The following is an 18,150-nucleotide window of genomic DNA, read 5'->3' as shown; positions in this document are numbered from 1 at the left end:
CGGTCAAGTTCGTCTCGACAAGCGGGCCCTAACAAAAGAAACATCCAGGCTTCTTACCGCGAGGGGACGTTCGCGGGCTGCATTGGGGTCGTTTCTTGAAAGCGCTTTTCTTCTCGGTCTCGCTTCTGTCGCTCGTGGGCGGCGCCGCTCTCGCCCAGGACTACCTGCCGCAACCGGCCGCACCGACGCCGCCGATCGTCGCCCCGCAGGACGTGGCCTATCCGGGCGTGCTGAAGCTCTACGTCGACGCCACCGACCTCGAGCGCAAGATCTTCGACATCAAGCTGACCCTGCCGGTCGCCAAGCCCGGCCCGATGACCCTGTACTATCCGCAGTGGGTTCCGGGCGGCCACTCGCCGCGCAACGACATCGACAAGCTGGCCGGCCTGGTGATCACCGCGAACGGCCAGACGATCCCGTGGAAGCGCGACGTGGTCGAGGTCAACGCCTTCCACATCGACGTGCCGGCCGGCGTGACCGAGCTCTCCGTCGCCTACAAGTTCCTGTCGCCGGTCGAGACCAAGGTCGGCCGCATGGTCATGACGCCCGACATGCTGAACCTGCAGTGGCTGCAGATGACCATGTACCCGGCCGGCCACTTCACCCGCCGCATCACCGTCGAGCCGACCGTCAAGCTGCCGGCCGGTTTCCAGTTCGCCTCGGCCCTGGAGGTCGACAAGACCGAAGGCCAGGTCACCAGCTTCAAGCCGACCACCGTCGAGACCCTGGTGGACTCGCCGATGTTCGCAGGCCGCTACTTCAAGTCGGTCGAGCTTGATCCGGGCGCCAAGGTTCCGGTGCGCCTGAACATGATCGCCGACAAGCCCGAGCTCCTGGAGTTCAAGCCCGAGCAGATCCAGGCCCACAAGAACCTCGTGCAGCAGGCCTACAAGCTGTACGGCTCGCACCACTACGACCACTACGACTTCCTGGTGGCTCTGTCGGACCAGCTGGGCGGCATCGGCCTGGAGCACCACCGGTCGAGCGAGAACCGCGTCGCGCCCAAGTACTTCACCGAGTGGGACAAGACCTATGTCGGTCGCGACCTGCTGCCCCACGAGTTCACCCACTCGTGGAACGGCAAGTTCCGCCGTGGCGCGGACCTGTGGACGCCGACCCTCAACACCCCGATGCGCGACAGCCTGATGTGGGTCTACGAGGGCCAGACCCAGTACTGGGGCTATGTGCTGTCGTCGCGCTCGACCCTGCTGACCAAGGAGCAGACCCTGGACGCCATCGCCATGACGGCGGCCGCCTACGACAACCGTCGCGGCCGCGACTGGCGCCCGGTGCAGGACACCACCAACGACCCGATCATCGCCAACCGCAAGCCGCTGTCGTGGCTCTCCTACCAGCGTAGCGAGGACTACTATTCGGAAGGGCAGCTGGTCTGGCTCGACGCCGACACGCTGATCCGCGAGAAGACCGGCGGCAAGAAGTCGCTCGACGATTTCGCCAAGGCCTTCTTCGGCGTCGCCGACGGCTCGTACGTGTCGCACACCTACACCTTCGACGACGTGGTCGCGGCGCTGAACGGCGTGGTTCCCTACGACTGGTCGACCTTCCTGAAGGATCGCATCGAGGGCGTGAACCCCAAGGCCCCGCTCGATGGTCTGACCCGTGGCGGCTACAAGCTCGTCTACACCGACACCCCGACCGACTATTTCAAGTCGTCCGAGACCCGCGCCAAGAACACCAACCTGGCCTACTCGATCGGCCTGACGGTGGGCTCGGACGCGGTGCTGACCGACGTGCAGTGGGACGGCCCGGCCTTCAAGGCCGGCTTGACCCAGGGCCTGACCGTGGTGGCCGTCAACGGCGACACCTATGACGCCGACAAGCTGAAGGCGGCGGTGAAGGCCACCGCCAAGGGCGTTCCGGTCGAACTGCTGGTCAAGGAAGGCTCGCGCTATCGCACCGTGAAGCTCGATTACGCCGGCGGCCTGCGCTACCCGCGCCTGGAGCGCATCGCCGGTACGCCGGCGCGCCTCGACGACATCCTGGCGCCCCGCAAGTAAGTCTTGAGAGCCGTCCGGCGCCCGGGGCCGCGAGGCGCCGGACGGCTTTTCTTCGACATGCGGCCAAGTCTGCCTTTGGGGGCCGCATGTCCGATTCCACGAAATTCGATCGTCGCCAGCTGCTGGCCGGCGCCACCGCGGCGACCGTCTCCGCCGCCCTGCCGGCGATGGCCGCCCCGAAGGGCGAGAGCGCCAAGCTCTACGCCCTGTTCGACGCCTTCTTCGACGAAGACCTGACCGAGAGCCCCGAACAGGCCACCAACCTCGGCCTCGACACCGGCGCCCACGCCGGCGCGCGCACCAGGCTGGGCGACCGCTCGATCGCCGGCTGGATCAAGGAGCGCAAGGAACCGGCCGAACGCCTCAAGCGCCTGAAGGCCATCGACCGCAAGGCGCTGTCGGGCGAGGACGCCGTCAACTACGACACCGCCGCCTACTATTACGGCGCGCGCGACAAGGCCTCGGGCTTCGACTACGGCGCGGTGTCGAGGCCGTTCGTGGTGACCCAGTTCTACGGCGGCTATTCGTCGGTCCCCAGCTTCCTCGACAACAAGCACGAGGTGAAGTCGGCAGCCGACGCCGACAGCTACCTGGCCCGCATGGCGAGCTTCGCCACCGTGCTGGACCAGGAAAGCGAGCGCGTGCGGGCCGATGCGGCCAAGGGCGTGATCCCGTCGGACTTCATCCTCGACAAGGCCATCGGCCAGCTGAAGCAGTTCCGCGGCCTGGCCCCGGAGAAGAACGTGCTGGTCGCCTCGATGGCCCGCCGCGCCAAGGCCTATGGCGACTACGACGCCAAGGCCGCCGCCCTGCTGGCCAGCACGATCCATCCGGCGCTGGATCGCCAGATCGAGACCCTGACGGCCGTCCGGGCCAAGGCCGTGCACGAGGCGGGCATGAACCGCTTCAAGGACGGCGAGGCCTTCTACGCCGCCCTGCTGCGCATCTACACCACCACCGAGAAGACCCCCGACGAGGTGCATCGCCTCGGCCTGGAGGAGGGCGCGCAAATCCAGGCGCGGATGGACGAGATCCTCAAGAAGCGCGGCTTCACGCAAGGCTCGGTCGGCCAGCGCATGGCCGCGCTCAAGGACCTGCCGGGCGAGAGCTATCCCAACACCGACGAGGGCCGTGCGCAGATCCTGGCCTACTGCAATCGCCTGATCGCAGAGATGCAGCCCAAGCTGCCGCAATGGTTCGGGATCACGCCGAAGATCCCGGTCGAGGTGCGCCGCATCCCGCCCTACACCGAGGCCGGCTCGTCGGGCGGCTACTACGAGCGTCCGCCGCTGGACGGCTCGCGCCCCGGGGCCTTCTACATCAACCTGCGCGACACGGCCGAGCGCCCGCGCTACGCCCTGCCGACCCTGACCTATCACGAAGCCGCGCCGGGCCATCACTTCCAGCTGGCCCTGACCGCCGAGGGCAGCCTGCCGCGCCTGCGCCAGAACATGTTCTTCTCGGCCAACACCGAGGGCTGGGCGCTCTACGCCGAACAGGTGGCGATGGAGATGGGCCTCTACGAGACCGACGACCTGGGCCTTCTGGGCATGTACCAGGCGCGGCTGTTCCGGGCTTCGCGCTGCGTGGTCGACACCGGCATCCACGCCAAGGGCTGGAGCCGCGAGAAGGCCATCGCCTACATGGTCGAGACCGGCGGCGACGACGAAGGCCGCATCACCCGCGAGGTCGAGCGCTACTGCGCCAACCCGGCCCAGGCCTGCTCCTACAAGGTGGGCCACACCGTCTGGGCCGCGCTGCGCGAGCGGACCAAGCAGCGCCTGGGCGCGAAGTTCGACATCCGCAAGTACCACGACACCGCCCTGCTGGTCGGCCCGACCCCGCTGACCGTGCTGGAAAGCGTGGTCGACGCCTGGTCGGGGTGAGGCTTCCGCAAATTGCGAGAGCAGCTCCGAATCCTCTACATCTCGTCATCCTGGAAAGCGCGTAGCGCTTATCCGGGACCCAGGGGCCAAACGCAGTGCAGCGGCCCCTGGGTCCCGGCTCTCCGCTTCGCTGCGGCCGGGATGACGGCTTGATAGCTTGTGTTGCGCCGATTGGTGTTGTCTCCTGTCGGAGACGCTTCTTGAGGCGATGATGCATGAGCATCGACACCCAGCCGTTCGACCCTGCGGTTTACGTCGAGACCCCGGAAGCGGCCGCTGCTTATCTGGACGAGGCCCTGGCGACTAATGACGCGGCCTTCATCGCCGATGCGCTGGGCGTCCTGGCGCGGGCGAAGGGCATGACAGAGGTGGCGGAAGCCGCAGGGCTGGGACGACAAAGCCTCTACAAGGCGCTGGCGGCTGAAGGTAACCCTCGCTTTGAGACCGTGCTCAAGGTGGTGAGCGCACTTGGCCTGCGCCTTTCGACGATCGCTGTACGATAAACAAAAGTGACCGGTAACATTTGGGCTTGAGTGGTCTGACAAGCTCTCCCATAGTGTCAGGCAAGACGGCGCGAAGCCGCCGTGACAGACGCTGGGGAAACGACAGGATGACCACCACCCTTACTCGCCGCACGCTGGGCGTCAGCCTGGCCGCCCTCGGCGCCGCCATGGCCCCGGTGGTTCGCGCCGCGCCGAAGGCGGCGGACGGCAAGGCGCTTTACAAGGACGCCGCCCAGCCGGTCGACGCGCGGGTCAAGGACCTGTTGTCGCGCATGACGCTGGAGGAGAAGGCCGCCCAGCTGATCGGCATCTGGCTGACCAAGGCCGCGATCCAGACGCCGGAGGGCGACTTCTCGCCCGAGACCGCCAGCAAGAACTTCCCCAACGGCCTGGGCCAGATCTCGCGTCCGACCGACCGCCGGGGCCTCAAGCCCGCCAAGGAGGTGGGCGCCGCCGCCGGGGCCGAGGACGGCTCGGTGGGCCGCAACGCGCCGCAGACGGCCCGCTACGTCAACGCCGCCCAGAAGTGGGCGATGGAGAAGACGCGCCTGGGCATCCCGATGCTGATGCACGACGAGGCCCTGCACGGCTATGTCGCCCGCGATGCGACCAGCTTCCCGCAATCGATCGCCCTGGCCTCGACCTTCGACCCCGACCTCGTCGAGCAGGTGTTCTCGGTGGCGGCCAAGGAGATGCGGGCGCGGGGCTCCAACATCGCCCTGGCCCCCGTCGTCGACGTGGCCCGCGACCCGCGCTGGGGCCGCATCGAGGAGACCTACGGCGAGGACCCGCATGTCTGCGCCGAGATGGGCCTGGCCGCCATCCGCGGCTTCCAGGGCAAGACCCTGCCGCTGGCGCCCGACAAGGTGTTCGTCACCCTCAAGCACATGACCGGCCACGGCCAGCCCGAGAACGGCACCAATGTCGGTCCGGCCCAGATCGCCGAGCGCACCCTGCGCGAGAACTTCTTCCCGCCGTTCGAACGGGCGGTGAAGGAGCTGCCGGTGCGCTCGGTCATGCCCAGCTACAACGAGATCGACGGGGTGCCCTCGCACGCCAACCGCTGGCTCCTGACCGACATCCTGCGCGGCGAGTGGGGCTTCGAAGGCGCGACGATGAGCGACTACTTCGCCATCAAGGAGATGATCAGCCGCCACAAGCTGACCGACCAGCTGGCCGACACGGCGGTGATGGCGATCAACGCCGGGGTCGACGTCGAGCTGCCGGACGGCGAGGCCTACGCCCTGCTGCCGCAACTGGTGCGCTCGGGCCGCATCCCCGAGGCGGCCGTCGACGCGGCCGTGGCGCGGGTGCTGAAGATCAAGTTCGAGGGCGGTCTGTTCGAAAATCCGTATGCGGATGAAAAAGCGGCCGACGCCAAGACCGCGACGCCCCAGGCGATCGCCCTGGCCCGCGAGGCCGCCCGCAAGGCGGTGGTCCTGCTGAAGAACGACAAGGGCCTGCTGCCGCTGGACGGCAAGAAGATCAAGCGCCTGGCCCTCCTGGGCACGCACGCCAGGGACACCCCGATCGGCGGCTATTCCGACGAACCGCGCCACGTGGTCTCGGTGCTGGAGGGCCTGACCGCCGAAGCCAAGGCCCAGGGCTTCGCCCTCGACTACGCCGAAGCCGTGCGGATCACCGAAAAGCGCGTCTGGGCCGCCGACGAGGTCAAGCTGGTCGATCCGGCGGTGAACGCCAGGCTCATCGCCGAAGCTGTCGAGACAGCCAAGAAGGCCGACGTCGTCGTCATGGTGCTGGGCGACAACGAGCAGACCAGCCGCGAGGCCTGGGCCGACAATCACCTGGGCGACCGCGACAGCCTGGATCTGGTGGGCCAGCAGAACGACCTGGCCCGCGCGATCTTCGCCCTGGGCAAGCCGACCGTGGTGCTGCTGCTGAACGGCCGTCCGCTGTCGGTGAACCTGCTGGCGGAAAAGGCCGACGCCCTGGTCGAGGGCTGGTACCTGGGGCAGGAGACCGGCAACGCCGCCGCCGACGTGCTGTTCGGTCGGGCCAATCCGGGCGGCAAGCTGCCGGTCAGCATCGCCCGCGACGTCGGCCAGCTGCCGATCTACTACAACCGCAAGCCCACCGCCCGCCGCGGCTATCTGTTCGACCGGGCCACCAGCCCGCTCTATCCGTTCGGCTTCGGGCTTTCCTACACCAGCTTCGACATCTCGGCCCCGCGGCTTTCGAAGGCCCGCATCGGCCAGGGCGAGAGCACGACGGTGTCGGTCGAGGTGACCAACACCGGCAAGGTCGCCGGCGACGAGGTGGTGCAGCTCTATGTCCACGACGAGGCCGCCTCGGTGACCCGCCCGGTGCTGGAGCTGAAGCACTTCAAGCGCGTCACCCTGGCGCCCGGCGAGAAGAAGACAGTGACCTTCGAGGTGAAGCCGTCGGACCTGTGGATGTGGAACCTCGCCATGAAGCGGGTCGTCGAGCCGGGCGACTTCTCGATCCTGGTCGGACCGAACTCGGTTGACCTGAAGTCGGCCAAGCTGACGGTGGCTTAGGGACGCTCCCCCTGAAGGGGGAGCTGTCGGCGAAGCCGACTGAGGGGGAAGTCGTTGCGAGGTCGGCAAAGACCTCGGAAGCTGAAAACGGCCCCCCTCCGGCCCTCTGGGCCACCTCCCCCATAGGGGGAGGATTTGAGGTTAGGGAGTGACAGACATGCGCCGCGTCGCGCCGATCCTGCTGGCCGCCCTGATGGCCACGCCCGCCGCCGCCCAGGGGCCGTTGCTGAACGGCCTGTTCGCCGACCATGCGGTGGTGCAGCGCGACCGGCCGCTGCCGGTGTTCGGCGTCGCCAGGCCGGGCGAGGCGGTGACCGTCACGCTGGGCGAGCAGAGCGCCACGGCCACGGCCGGGGCGGACGGCGCCTGGCGCATCGACCTGCCGGCGATGACGGCCGGCGGTCCCTACACCCTGGAAGCCAAGGCCGCCTCGGGGGCGGTGCAGACCGTCCGCGACCTGCTGGTCGGCGACGTCTGGCTGTGCTCGGGCCAGTCGAACATGGAGCTGCCGGTCGAGCGCGGGAACAACTCCTGGTCCGAGATCCGTTCGGCGGGCGACGACGGCCTGCGCATGGCCTACATCGATCATGCCGACAGCCGCCAGCCGCGCACGACCTTCATCAAGGCCCCGGCCTGGAAGGCCGCCGCTCCCGACACGGTCGGGTCGTTCTCGGCCGCCTGCTACTACTTCGCCCGCGAGCTGCGAAAGACCGACAAGACGCCGCTGGGCCTGGTTCACGCCTCGTGGGGCGGATCGGCGATCGAGGCGTGGATGAGCCCGGCCGCCCTGCGCAAGGCGGGCGACTACGGAACCGAGCTCGACACCCTGCAGCTGTCGCTGAAGGACCGGCCGGCCGCCGATCGCCGCTGGGGCGAGACGATCAAGGCCTGGTGGAGCCTGCGCCACAACGGCGCGGACGGCGGACCCTGGAACGGGCAGGGCGCATGGACGCCCGCGCCGCAAGGGCTGGGGGTCTGGGAAAGCTGGGGCGTGTCGGCCCTGGCCGACTTCAACGGTATGGTCTGGTTCGAGGCCTCGGTGACGCTGAGCGCCGCCCAGGCCAAGGGCGCGGCCAGTCTCGAGATCGGCATGGTCGACGAGGTCGACACCACCTTCGTCAACGGCGTGGGGGTCGGCTCGACCTCGGGCGCCGGCACGGTGCGGGTCTATCCGCTGACGGCCGGCGTGCTGAAGGCCGGCCCCAACCGCATCGTCGTTTCGGCGCTGGACACCTACGCCAACGGCGGGATGTACGGCGACGCCGCCCGCGCCCTGGTGCTGGCCGACGGGACGAGGATCCCGCTGACCGCCTGGCGCTACCAGGTCGAGCCCAAGGCGACCGGCGAGCCGCCGCGCGCGCCGTGGGATACGCTGTCGGGGCTGTCGACCCTCTACAACGGCATGCTGGCGCCGATGGGGCCCTACGCCTTCAAGGGCTTTGCCTGGTACCAGGGCGAGAGCAACACGGGCCGGCCGCAGACCTACGAGCCGCTGATGCGCGAATTGCTGGCCGAGCGCCGCGCCGGCCAGGCCGCCGACATGCCGGCCCTGGTGGTGCAGCTGGCCAACTATGGCAAGCCGCAGCTGGCGCCGGAAGACTCCTGGTGGGCCTGGGTGCGCGAGGGCCAGCGCCTGGCGGTCGCCAAGGACGGCCACGCCGCCCTGGCGGTGATCACCGACATCGGCGATCCGTCCGACATCCACCCCACCAACAAGCAGGACGTCGGCAAGCGGCTGGCCCGGGGCGCGAGGCGTCTGGCGGGGCAGGCCGTCACCACGGGTCCCTCGCCGGTGGCCGCCCGTCGCATCGGCGACACGATCGAGGTGCGCTTCGAGCAGGTCGCCGAACGGCTGGCGACGCGGGGCTCGGACAAGGCCATCGGCTTCGAGCTGTGCGACGCGGCCGGCTGCCGGTTCGCCGACGCCCGGGTCGAGGGCGACAAGGCCGTGATCGCCGCGCCCGCCGGCATGACCCCGGCCAAGGTGCGGTTCGCCTGGGCCGATGCGCCGACCTTCAACGTCTTCGACATGGCCGGCCTGCCGCTGGGGCCGTTCGAGATCGCGGTCGCACCGTGAGCAAGGGGGTCATGGGGCTCCGCACGGCCGTCTCGGCGCTTGCGCTTGCGGCCGCCGTGGCGGCCGCGGCGGCGCTGGCGGCCCCGACCGCCGCGCGCTCGGCCGAACCCGTGGCGGTGTCGGAAAAGCCCGTCGCGGGCGGCTTTGCGCTGATCGCCGGCGGCAAGCCCGCGCGGGTCGAGGCCGACGTCACCGACTGGCCCGGCGTGCTGCGCGCGGCGCAGGGCCTGCGCGGCGATCTTTCCAAGCTTTCCGGCGGGGCGCAGCCGGCCAAGGATGCGCCCGTCGTCATCGTTGGCACGCTGGGCAGGAGCGCGCAGATCGACGCCCTGGTCGCGGCCGGCAAGCTCGACGTCTCGGCCCTGAGAGGTCGTTGGGAAGGCTTTATCCAGCAGGTGGTCGACAATCCCCGCCCGGGCGTGGCCCGCGCCCTGGTGATCGTCGGCGCCGACAAGCGCGGGACGATCTTCGGCGCCTACGACCTTTCCGAGCGCGCCGGCGTCTCGCCGTGGACCTGGTGGGCCGACGTGCCGGTTCCGATGCGCCGCGACCTCGTCGTCGCGCCCGGCGCGAACCTGCAGGCCCCGAAGGTCAAGTACCGGGGTATCTTCCTCAACGACGAGAACCCGGCCCTCTACGGCTGGGCCAACGCCACGTTCGGCGGCTTCAACCACGCCTTCTACGAGCGGGTATACGAGCTCGTCCTGCGCCTGAAGGGCGACTATCTGTGGCCGGCCATGTGGGGCAAGGCGCTGTATGACGACGACCCTCTGAACGCGGTGCTGGCCGACGAGATGGGCGTGGTGATCGGAACCTCGCACCACGAGCCGATGATGCGGGCCCACGTCGAGTGGGAGCGCTACGGCCAGGGGCCGTGGGACTATGCGAAGAACCCCGAGCCCTTACGCCGTTTCTGGCGCGAGGGGATCGCGCGGATGGGCGCCAACGAGAGCTTGGTCACGGTCGGCATGCGCGGCGACGGCGACGAGCCGATGACCCAGGGCACGGCCACCAAGCTGCTGGAGACCATCGTCGCCGACCAGCGCGCGATCATCGGCGAGGTGACGGGCAAGGACCCGTCGGCGACCCCGCAGGTCTGGGCGCTCTACAAGGAGGTGCAGGACTATTACGACGCCGGGATGCGGGTTCCAGGCGACGTGACCCTGCTGTTCGCCGACGACAACTGGGGCAACATCCGGCGCTTGCCGAAACTGGGCGAGACGCGGCCGGGCGGCTACGGCGTCTACTATCACTTCGACTATGTGGGCGGGCCGCGGAACTACAAGTGGCTCAACACCAACCAGATCGAGCGGACCTGGGAGCAGATGAAGCGCGCCGACGACCACGGCGCCGACCGGCTGTGGATCGTCAATGTCGGCGACCTCAAACCGATGGAGCTGCCGACCGAGTTCTTCCTCGACCTGGCCTGGGACCCCGGCGCGATGCCGGTGGAGAAGCTTTCGACCTACACCCGCGATTGGGCGAGCGCGCAGTTCGGTCCCGAGCACGCGGCCGAGATCGCCGCCCTGCTGGACGGCTACACCCGGCTGAACGCGCGGCGTAAGCCCGAGCTGATCGACGAGGCGACCTTCAGCCTGGTCAATTTCCGCGAGGCCGAGCGGGTGGAGGCCGAATGGGCGGATCTGGAGCGCCGCGCCGAGGCCCTGCGCAAGGCGCTTCCCAAGGCCCAGGACGACGCCTTCTTCCAGCTGGTCTGGTTCCCCATCATGGCCAGCGCCAACCACACCCGGCTCTATGTCGCGACCGGCCGCAACCGCCTGTTCGCGGCGCAGGGGCGGGCGGCGGCGGGCGCGGAGGCCGACCGGGTCCGGGCCCTGTTCGCCCGCGACGCCGAACTGACCCGCCAGTTCCACGAGGACCTGGCCGGCGGCAAATGGCGCCACATGATGAGCCAGACCCACATCGGCTACACCGGCTGGCAGCAGCCGGAGACGAACGTCCTGCCCAAGCTGGCCGCCGCGCCGTCGGGCGAGGGCTTCGGCGTCGCCGTCGAGGGACGCGAGGCGGCTCTGGGCGAGGGCGGGGCGGACCTTCCGGTGCTGCACCGTTGGGGTGCGCAGAGCCGCTGGATCGACGTGTTCGAGCGCGGCGCGGTTCGATCGGACTTCGCCGTCGAGTCCGGGGCGGCCTGGCTGAAGACCGCCCTGCGGCCGTCGGGCGGCGATACGCGGGTGGAGGTGTCGGTCGACTGGGCGCGCGCGCCGAAGGGACGGAGCCGGACGCCGATCCGCATCGTCGGCGACGGCCGCGAGGTCGTGGTTACGGCGGTGGTCGACAACCCGGTTCGCAAACCGGCGAAGGGCGCCTTCATCGAGGCCGGCGGGCCCCTGGCCATCGAGGCGCAGCACCATGCCAGGGCGACCGTCGCGGACGGCGTCGGCTGGACGACCATTCCCAATCTCGGCCGCACGCTGTCGGGCGTCGCCGCCTATCCGACCACGGCCGCGCCCAGCGCGCCGGGCAAGGGGGCGATGCTGGAGTACCTGGTCGATTTCGAAGCGGCCGGGCCGGTCGACCTGACCGTGCTGGTTTCGCCCGGCCTGGACGTGACGGGCGGGACGGGGCCGCGTTTCGCGGTGTCGATCGACGACGCCCCGCCGGTGGTGGTCAACACCATTCCCGATCCGTCCGAAAAGGCGTGGGACAAGGCGGTCGCCGACAACATCCGTTCACTGACGGCTTCGCTGAACGTCCCGTCGGCGGGCGCGCACCGCGTGCGGCTGTGGCGGGTGGATCCGGGCGTGGTGTTCCAGCGTCTGGTGATCTCGCGCGGGCCGGTTCCGGGGAGTTATCTGGGGCCAGTGGAAGGGATGAAGGGTCGGTGACCAGGAACCTCCCCCTGTGGGGGAGGTGATCGCGAAGCGATCGGTGGGGGGAGATGCTGATGAATTTCGACCGGCTCGGAAGCTGAAAGCGCCCCCCACCGGCCTTCGGCCGCCTCCCCCAGAGGGGGAGGTTCCTAGTTCTTCAGCGAAAACTCGACCGGCGCGTCCATCTCGATGCGGTCGCCCTTCAGCGTGTGCGGAGGCGCCGGGAACGGGTCGGCGCGGGCGACCATGGCGCGGACCTCGGCGTCGAGCAAGGCGTGGCCGGTCGGGCCGGTCAGGCGGCAGTCCAGCACGTGGCCGGCGCGGTCGAGGATAAAGGTCACCTGGGCGGTGCCCTGCTGCTTTCGCATGCGGGCGGCCTTCGGATAGGTCTTGTGGGCCTCCAGCCAGGCGCGGACCCTTGCCGCGTAAGCGGTGCTGGTTCCGGCGTGGGCCTGGACGCTGTCGGCGTCGCGCTGGCCCGCCGGCGGCTTGGCGGCGGAGGCCTCCATGGCCCGGGCGGCGGCCGGCACGGCGGCCTGGGCCGCGGCGGGGGCGGCCTGGCGCGGGGCCTCGGAAGGCGGCGTCGGGGAAGGCGGCGCGGACTTGGGCGCGGCCGTCGTCAGCCAGCCGTCGGGACGCGGCGGCAGGGGCTTGGGCGCGGGCTTTTCCGGCTGCGAAGGCTGCGGCGGGGCGGGCTCGGTTTCCGGCGTGGGGGCCGGTGCGGCGTCCGGCGAGGTCGCGTTGTTCACGGACTGCAGGGCCGGATCGCCGAGCGAGATCAGCATGGCCGCGTCGTCCATGGGCGCGAGGATGGGCCTCTGCTCCCACTGGACGACGGCGAGCCCGAGGGCGCCGTTGATGACCAACGACGCCCCCGTCGCCCAGGCTCGAACATGCCAGGGCGTCTTCATCTTCAGAACGTGCGGCCGAGCGTGAGCTTGACCGTGCGGCCCTCGGCGTCGAGCGACGACAGGTGGCGGCGGAAGGTCTTGTCGAACAGGTTGTCGACACCGGCCTGCACCTCCAGGCCCTTCAGAACGCCGTCCTGAGGCTTCCAGGCCAGGAACAGGTTGTGCACCGCATAGCCCGGCGTGCGTAGCGAGGCGGTGGTCGTCTCGTTCTGGTCGTCGGCGAACTCGCCGCGCCAGCCCACGGTCAGGTTCTCGGCCGGGAAGACGTAGCCGAGCGTCAGGTTCAGGGTGTCGGCCGGGATGGTGTTCAGCGGCAGGTTCGTCGTGCGGTTCTCGCCGTCGATCACCGACAGCGCGCCGCGGGCGAAGAAGCGCTTGGCGCCGTACTCGGCCTCGACCTCGACGCCCGAATAGCGGGCCTCGCCGATGTTGACGAAGTAGCTGGAGGTCGAGGTCCCGCGCGCGATCAGGTTGCTGACGTCGTTGCGGAAGAGGGTGGTCTTGATCCGCGCCTGGTCGCCCTGGCCGAACAGGTTGCGGAACTGCAGCGTGCCGCCGACCTCGTAGTTGTCCGACTCCTCGGGCTTGAGGTTCAGGCTGTAGTTGGTCGAGGCCGTCGCGGTGCGGCTGTAGATCTCGTCCAGCACCGGCATGCGCACGGTGTGGGCGATCGAGCCGAACACCGAGGCCCATTCGGTCAGGGTGTAGAGGGCGGCGATCTTCGGCGAGACGCCGTCGTCATTGACCTTCCTGGTCGTGGTCACGCCCAGGCCCGGCTGCAGCTTGGTCCAGTCGACGCGCACGCCGGGGATCACGGTCAGCTTGCCGTAGGTGACCTCGCCCTGGGCGAACAGGCCGTACTTCTCCATGTCGCCTTCGGGGTGGGTGGCCGCGCCGTGGTTGGTGCCGGTGGCCGTGCGGCGCGGATTGCGGCGCTCCTGCTTGTAGGCCTGGGCGCCGACGGTCAGGAAGGCGACGCCGTCGCCGCCGAACTGGAACTCCGAGGTGTTCTGGGCGCGGCCCTGGTAGGTCTTGTACGAGAACTCCGACTCCAGCACCCCCGACAGGAAGGTGGTGTCGGTCTGGTTGACCTTGCTGTTGGCGTAGGAGACCTGGGCCTCGAAATCGAGCAGGTCGTTGCCTTCGAAGGCGTTCTGGTAGCCGATGACGGCGGTGTCGTCGATGGTCTTGCGGCGCACCGAGGTCGTGGCCATGGCTTCGGACTGGTCGTAGATCTGGACGCCGTCGTTCTTCCAGTTCTGGTACGAGGCCCAGACGCTGTGGTCCTTGCCGAAGGTGTAGCGACCCTTCAGCAGGTAGCTGTCGGAGCTGGCTTCCGAGGCCGGCACGACCTCGCCGCTGCCGTTCTCGTACTCGTCGCTGCGGCGGCTGGTGTACATGCCCAGCACCTCCAGCTTGTCGGTCGGCTTGAAGGCCAGGATGCCCGAGCCGAAGCGGGCCTCGGCGTTGCTCTCGACGCCGCCGCGCAGGCGCACGGCGAAGCGGTCGTCGCCCTGCAGGAAGTCCGAGGCGTCCTTGCTGGTGAAGCTGACCACGCCGGCCAGGGCGCCCGCGCCATAGAGGGTGGACGAGGCCGGGCCGCGCAGCACCTCGACGCGCTTGTAGAGCTCGGGGTCGCTGAAGAACGCGCCCATCCGGTACTGCTCGAAGAACTTCGTGACGCCGTCGATCTGCATCAGGATGCGACTGTCGCTGTCGGCCAGGCCCGTGCCCATGCCGCGGATGTTGAAGCCCTGGCCCAGCGAGCCGACGCCGCCCATGGTGTTGACGCCAGGGATGCCGGCCAGCAGGTCGCCGATGGTCGAGGCCTGGGCCTGGTCGATGTCGTCCTGGTCCAGCGTGGTCACGGCCTGGGGCGTGTCGATCGCCACCTTCTCCTGGCCGGCCGAGACGACGACCTTGCCCAGCGACAGCTTGCTGGTGGTGACGGCCTCGTCGGCCGCATCGGCGGTCTGGCCGTGGGCGAGGCCGGCGAGAACGAGGTTGGCGACGCCGGCCAGCAACAGGCCGCGCGTCCGGTTGGAAATGCGCATACGACTATCCCCGTATATTAAGCGAATAAGAATCATTCGCATCATATGGGCGAGCGACTCCCGACAGAGCGCTTCGCCGAACGGCGACGCTTTTGGTCGCCTTTCCGCCTTAATGCAAGTGACTCTTAATAGCGAGTTGATGCGAGGGCGCAAAAATGGGCCGGGAGGGGGGCTTTGCGCCCGGCCGTTTTTCCGCGCAACCTCCGACTGGTCCTTCGAGAAGGCCGGGAGATCGCTATGGCCAAGCTCGTCTTCGGCATGAACCAGTCCCTCGATGGCTATGTCGACCACATGGCGTTCGGGCCCGACCCCGTGCTGTTCCAGTACTTCGTCGACCAGGCGCGGAGCCTCACCGGCAGCCTCTACGGCCGCCGCCTCTACGAGATCATGAGCTACTGGGACGAGGAGCATCCCGATTGGGACGAGGCCCGGCGCGACTTCGCGATGGCCTGGCGCGGCTGTCCCAAATGGGTGGCGTCGCGCTCGCTGACATCGGTCGGCCCGAACGCCACGCTGCTGGAGGGCGACCTCGAGACGGCCGTCCGCGCGCTGAAGGATCGCCACGAGGGGGTGATCGAGGTCGGCGGGCCGGACCTGGCCCGCAGCCTGACCGCGCTTGGCCTGATCGACGAGTACCGGATCTACCTGCACCCCGTCGTGCTGGGCGAGGGGTCACCGTTCTTCGCGGGGTCCAAGCCCAAGCTGCGGCTGGTGGACAGCACCCGCATCGGCGACGAGGTCGTCAGGCTGACCTACGTGCCGCTTTAACTCGCCAACGGCCCGCCGAGGAAAACTTGTCATCCCGGCCGGAGGAGCGCGTCAGCGGTCCGCAGAGCCGGGATCTCGCGCGTCGGCAGGATCTGAAACCTGGGAGGTCCCGGCGCTCCGCTTCGCTGCGGCCGGGATGACGGGATTGGGGCGCTACGATCCCTTCCACTCGTCGATCACCGAGGCCAGGACGTCGAGCGGCATGGTGCCGGCGGTCAGGCCCGTGTCGTGGAAGCCCTTGAGGCTGAACTTGTCGCCCAGCCGCTTTTGCGCGCGGGCGCGGCTGTCGGTCCAGGTGCGCCAGCCCAGCATGTAGCTCGACGCCTGGCCCGGCTGCACGCAATAGCGCTCGACCTCGCGGGTGACCGAGCTTTCGGCGTCGCCGAGGGTTTCCGACATGTAGGCGATGGCCTTCTCGCGGCTCCAGCGCTTGGCGTGGATGCCGGAGTCGAGCACCAGTCGCGAAGCGCGGAACAGCATCGAGGCGACATAGCCCAACTGGCCCAGCGGATCGTCCTTGTAGGCGCCCATCTCGTCGGCCAGCTGTTCGGCGTAGAGCGCCCAGCCTTCCGAATAGCCCGAGAAGATCGGCAGGCGGCGCAGGGTGGGGATGCCCGGCGCCTCCATCATCAGGGCGTTCTGCAGGTGGTGGCCGGGAATGGCCTCGTGGAACACCAGGGTCGGCAGATCGAAGCGCGGCTGCTCGGCCGTGTCGCGCAGGTTGATCGAGAACAGGCCGGGGCGCGAGCCGTCCAGGCTGGGCGGGGTGTAGTAGGCGCCGGGCGCGCCGCTCTCGATCGACGGCGGGATGCGCTGGATCTTCACCCCGGCCTTGGGCAGGCGGCCGAAATAGCCGGGCAGGCGCTCGCGCATGGCCTGCGTCTTGGCCTCCAGGTCGGCCAGCAGGGCGGCGCGGCCGGCCTCGTCGTTGGGATAGAGATTGGCCGGGTCGCGTCGCAGGGCGGCGATGCGGGCGCCGACCGGGCCCTTGGTCAGGCCGCGGGCCTTGAGGATGGCGTCGGCGCGGGCGGAAAAGCGGGCCACCAGCTCCAGGCCCAGGCGGTGGATCTCCTCGCCGGCGAGATCCGTGGTCGTGGCCGAGCGCACGGCGTAGCGGTAGTAGGCCTCGCCGTCCGGCAGGCGCCAGACGCCGGCGTCGTGGGTGGCCGTGGGCAGGGCGGCGGTCAGCAGGTCGGCCTGGCGGCGCAGGGCCGGATAGACCTCGGTCTCGACGATCCTGGCCCCGCGCGCCTCCCAATCCCCGGGGATGGCGGCGGTGCGGCGGGTCAGGCCGGTGACCAGTTCCGACTTTGCCGGCGCCGGGGCGAGCAGCGCCGAGAACTGCGAGAGCGTGGTGCGCAGCACGAAGTCGGGCGGCGTGGCCCCCTTGGCGAAGTCGGCGCGGGCGCGGCCGGTTTCCTGGTCGAGCAGCACGGCGAAGGCCGAAAGCCGTGACAGGTAGGCCTCGGCGTCTTCCTTGGTCTTCACCGGATGGGTGTCGGCCAGGAAGCTGGGCACGGCGCGATAGGCGCCCGACAGCTGAGAGACGATGTAGGGCACGGCGACGCCGACGTTCGGGTCGCCGAACGGCATGGCGTAGCTCTGCAGGGTGGTGTCGGCCAGGTAGGCGGCCGAGCGGTGGTTGACCCGGTCCATGCCGGTCAGCGCCTTGGCGTCGAAGGTCGCAAGCTGGGTCTGAAGGTCGACGAACAGCTGGCGGGTGCGGGCGATCCCGGCCGGCGAGCGGTCGTCCAGCTTGCCGCGGGCGGCCGCGTTGGGGCCGGCGTCCATGCCCGTCAGGGTCATCAGCTGCGGCGAGTCGAGCATCGCCTTCTGGATCAGGCCTTCCAGCACGCCGGTCAGGCGCTCGCCCTCGGTCTCGCGGGCCAGGGCGGGGAGGGGCGCGGCCAGGGCGGCGGCGGACGCGAGAAAAGAACGACGGTCGATCATGGGCTCGGTTGTACCCTGCGTCGCGTTTCGCGCCAGGGATGATGTGGCTGGGGCGGAATGACCAAGGACAAGCCGCATCGCTTGAGCTAAAGCCTGAGGCGTGACCCGGCCGACCATCCATCGCTGGACCAACGCCCGCGCCGTCTTCATGACGCTCGCGGCGCTGGCGGTCGTCTTGAAGGTGCTGGTCCCGGCCGGCTTCATGACCGCCCCGGAACCCCGCAACGGCCTGCCCTTCGCCCTGGTGCTCTGCACCGGTCAGGGAGCCATGGTCGTCGCCCCCGGCGAGCGCCTGGACCACAAGAAGGACGGCGCCGACGAGAAGCCCGCCGACGCGCCTTGCGCCTTCGCGGCGCTGGGCGTCCCGATGGGCGCGCCGCCGGCCGACCTGGCCGTCGCGCCGGTCGAGTTCGTCGCCTACGCCGCTCAGCCGGAGCCGGCCCACGCCGTGCACCTGGCCCCCGGTCGGGGCCTGGCCGCGCCGCCGCTTCCTGCCAGGGGACCGCCCAGCCAGCTGATCTGACCGCCGGTCGCATGACCGGCCAAGCCCGGCCGCGCGCCGGGTTCGCAACGCCGCGCGCCAGACTGCGCCCGGCCAGATCCGCCTGCTGATGGCCATGCCGGGCATGGTCC

Annotated in this window: 11 protein-coding genes; 8 read left to right on the top strand and 3 right to left on the bottom strand. The window is 69.6% G+C overall.

From position 1 onward, the window contains the following. The first annotated feature begins 95 nt into the window (after positions 1-95). The 6 genes from G5B46_RS06020 to G5B46_RS05990 all read left to right on the top strand — a co-directional run bounded on the left by G5B46_RS06020 (position 96) and on the right by G5B46_RS05990 (position 11,849). Entirely contained in the window at positions 96-2,018 is a 1,923-nt protein-coding gene (locus G5B46_RS06020; protein WP_165256996.1) for a M61 family metallopeptidase, read from the top strand. 86 nt (positions 2,019-2,104) lie between these two features. Then, the gene (locus G5B46_RS06015; RefSeq protein ID WP_165256995.1) at positions 2,105-3,904 is read left to right on the top strand and encodes a DUF885 family protein; all 1,800 of its coding nucleotides are present in this window, start codon (positions 2,105-2,107) and stop codon (positions 3,902-3,904) included. 215 nt (positions 3,905-4,119) lie between these two features. Beyond that, entirely contained in the window at positions 4,120-4,407 is a 288-nt protein-coding gene (locus G5B46_RS06005) for an addiction module antidote protein (RefSeq protein ID WP_165256993.1), read from the top strand. Between the two features lie 107 nt (positions 4,408-4,514). Continuing rightward, positions 4,515-6,926 (top strand): glycoside hydrolase family 3 N-terminal domain-containing protein, encoded by a 2,412-nt coding sequence (locus G5B46_RS06000; RefSeq protein ID WP_165256992.1) that lies wholly within the window; start codon positions 4,515-4,517, stop codon positions 6,924-6,926. A 157-nt stretch (positions 6,927-7,083) separates the two neighbouring features. Further along, on the top strand, positions 7,084-9,003 hold the full coding sequence (locus G5B46_RS05995; RefSeq protein WP_165256991.1) for a sialate O-acetylesterase: 1,920 nt from the start codon (positions 7,084-7,086) through the stop codon (positions 9,001-9,003). 11 nt (positions 9,004-9,014) lie between these two features. Next, positions 9,015-11,849, top strand: coding sequence for a glycosyl hydrolase 115 family protein (locus G5B46_RS05990; protein ID WP_165256990.1), 2,835 nt, complete (start codon positions 9,015-9,017; stop codon positions 11,847-11,849). Positions 11,850-11,983: 134 nt separating this feature from the next. Here G5B46_RS05990 and G5B46_RS24665 read toward each other — a convergent pair whose 3' ends face one another. Beyond that, positions 11,984-12,700 carry an energy transducer TonB gene (locus G5B46_RS24665; protein ID WP_165256989.1) on the bottom strand — a complete coding sequence of 239 codons (717 nt, stop codon included), beginning with the start codon at positions 12,698-12,700 and terminating at the stop codon, positions 11,984-11,986. A 47-nt stretch (positions 12,701-12,747) separates the two neighbouring features. Then, positions 12,748-14,799, bottom strand: coding sequence for a TonB-dependent receptor (locus tag G5B46_RS05980; protein WP_165256988.1), 2,052 nt, complete (start codon positions 14,797-14,799; stop codon positions 12,748-12,750). Positions 14,800-15,036: 237 nt separating this feature from the next. Between G5B46_RS05980 and G5B46_RS05975 the strand changes: the two genes are divergently transcribed. Further along, positions 15,037-15,567: a dihydrofolate reductase family protein gene (locus tag G5B46_RS05975; RefSeq protein WP_165256987.1), complete on the top strand. Its 531-nt coding sequence runs from the start codon at positions 15,037-15,039 to the stop codon at positions 15,565-15,567. 153 nt (positions 15,568-15,720) lie between these two features. Here the strand turns inward: G5B46_RS05975 and G5B46_RS05970 are convergent, their stop codons facing one another. Beyond that, on the bottom strand, positions 15,721-17,517 hold the full coding sequence (locus G5B46_RS05970; RefSeq protein ID WP_165256986.1) for a DUF885 family protein: 1,797 nt from the start codon (positions 17,515-17,517) through the stop codon (positions 15,721-15,723). Positions 17,518-17,617: 100 nt separating this feature from the next. Here G5B46_RS05970 and G5B46_RS05965 point away from each other — a divergent pair, with 100 nt between their 5' ends. After that, a complete protein-coding gene (locus G5B46_RS05965) occupies positions 17,618-18,040 on the top strand; it encodes a DUF2946 family protein (protein WP_165256985.1) in 423 nt (140 codons plus the stop codon). The last annotated feature ends 110 nt before the right edge of the window (positions 18,041-18,150 follow it).

This window comes from Caulobacter sp. 602-2 (assembly GCF_011043625.1).
GTDB lineage: Bacteria > Pseudomonadota > Alphaproteobacteria > Caulobacterales > Caulobacteraceae > Caulobacter.
This window is presented reverse-complemented; position numbering and strand designations above follow the sequence as displayed.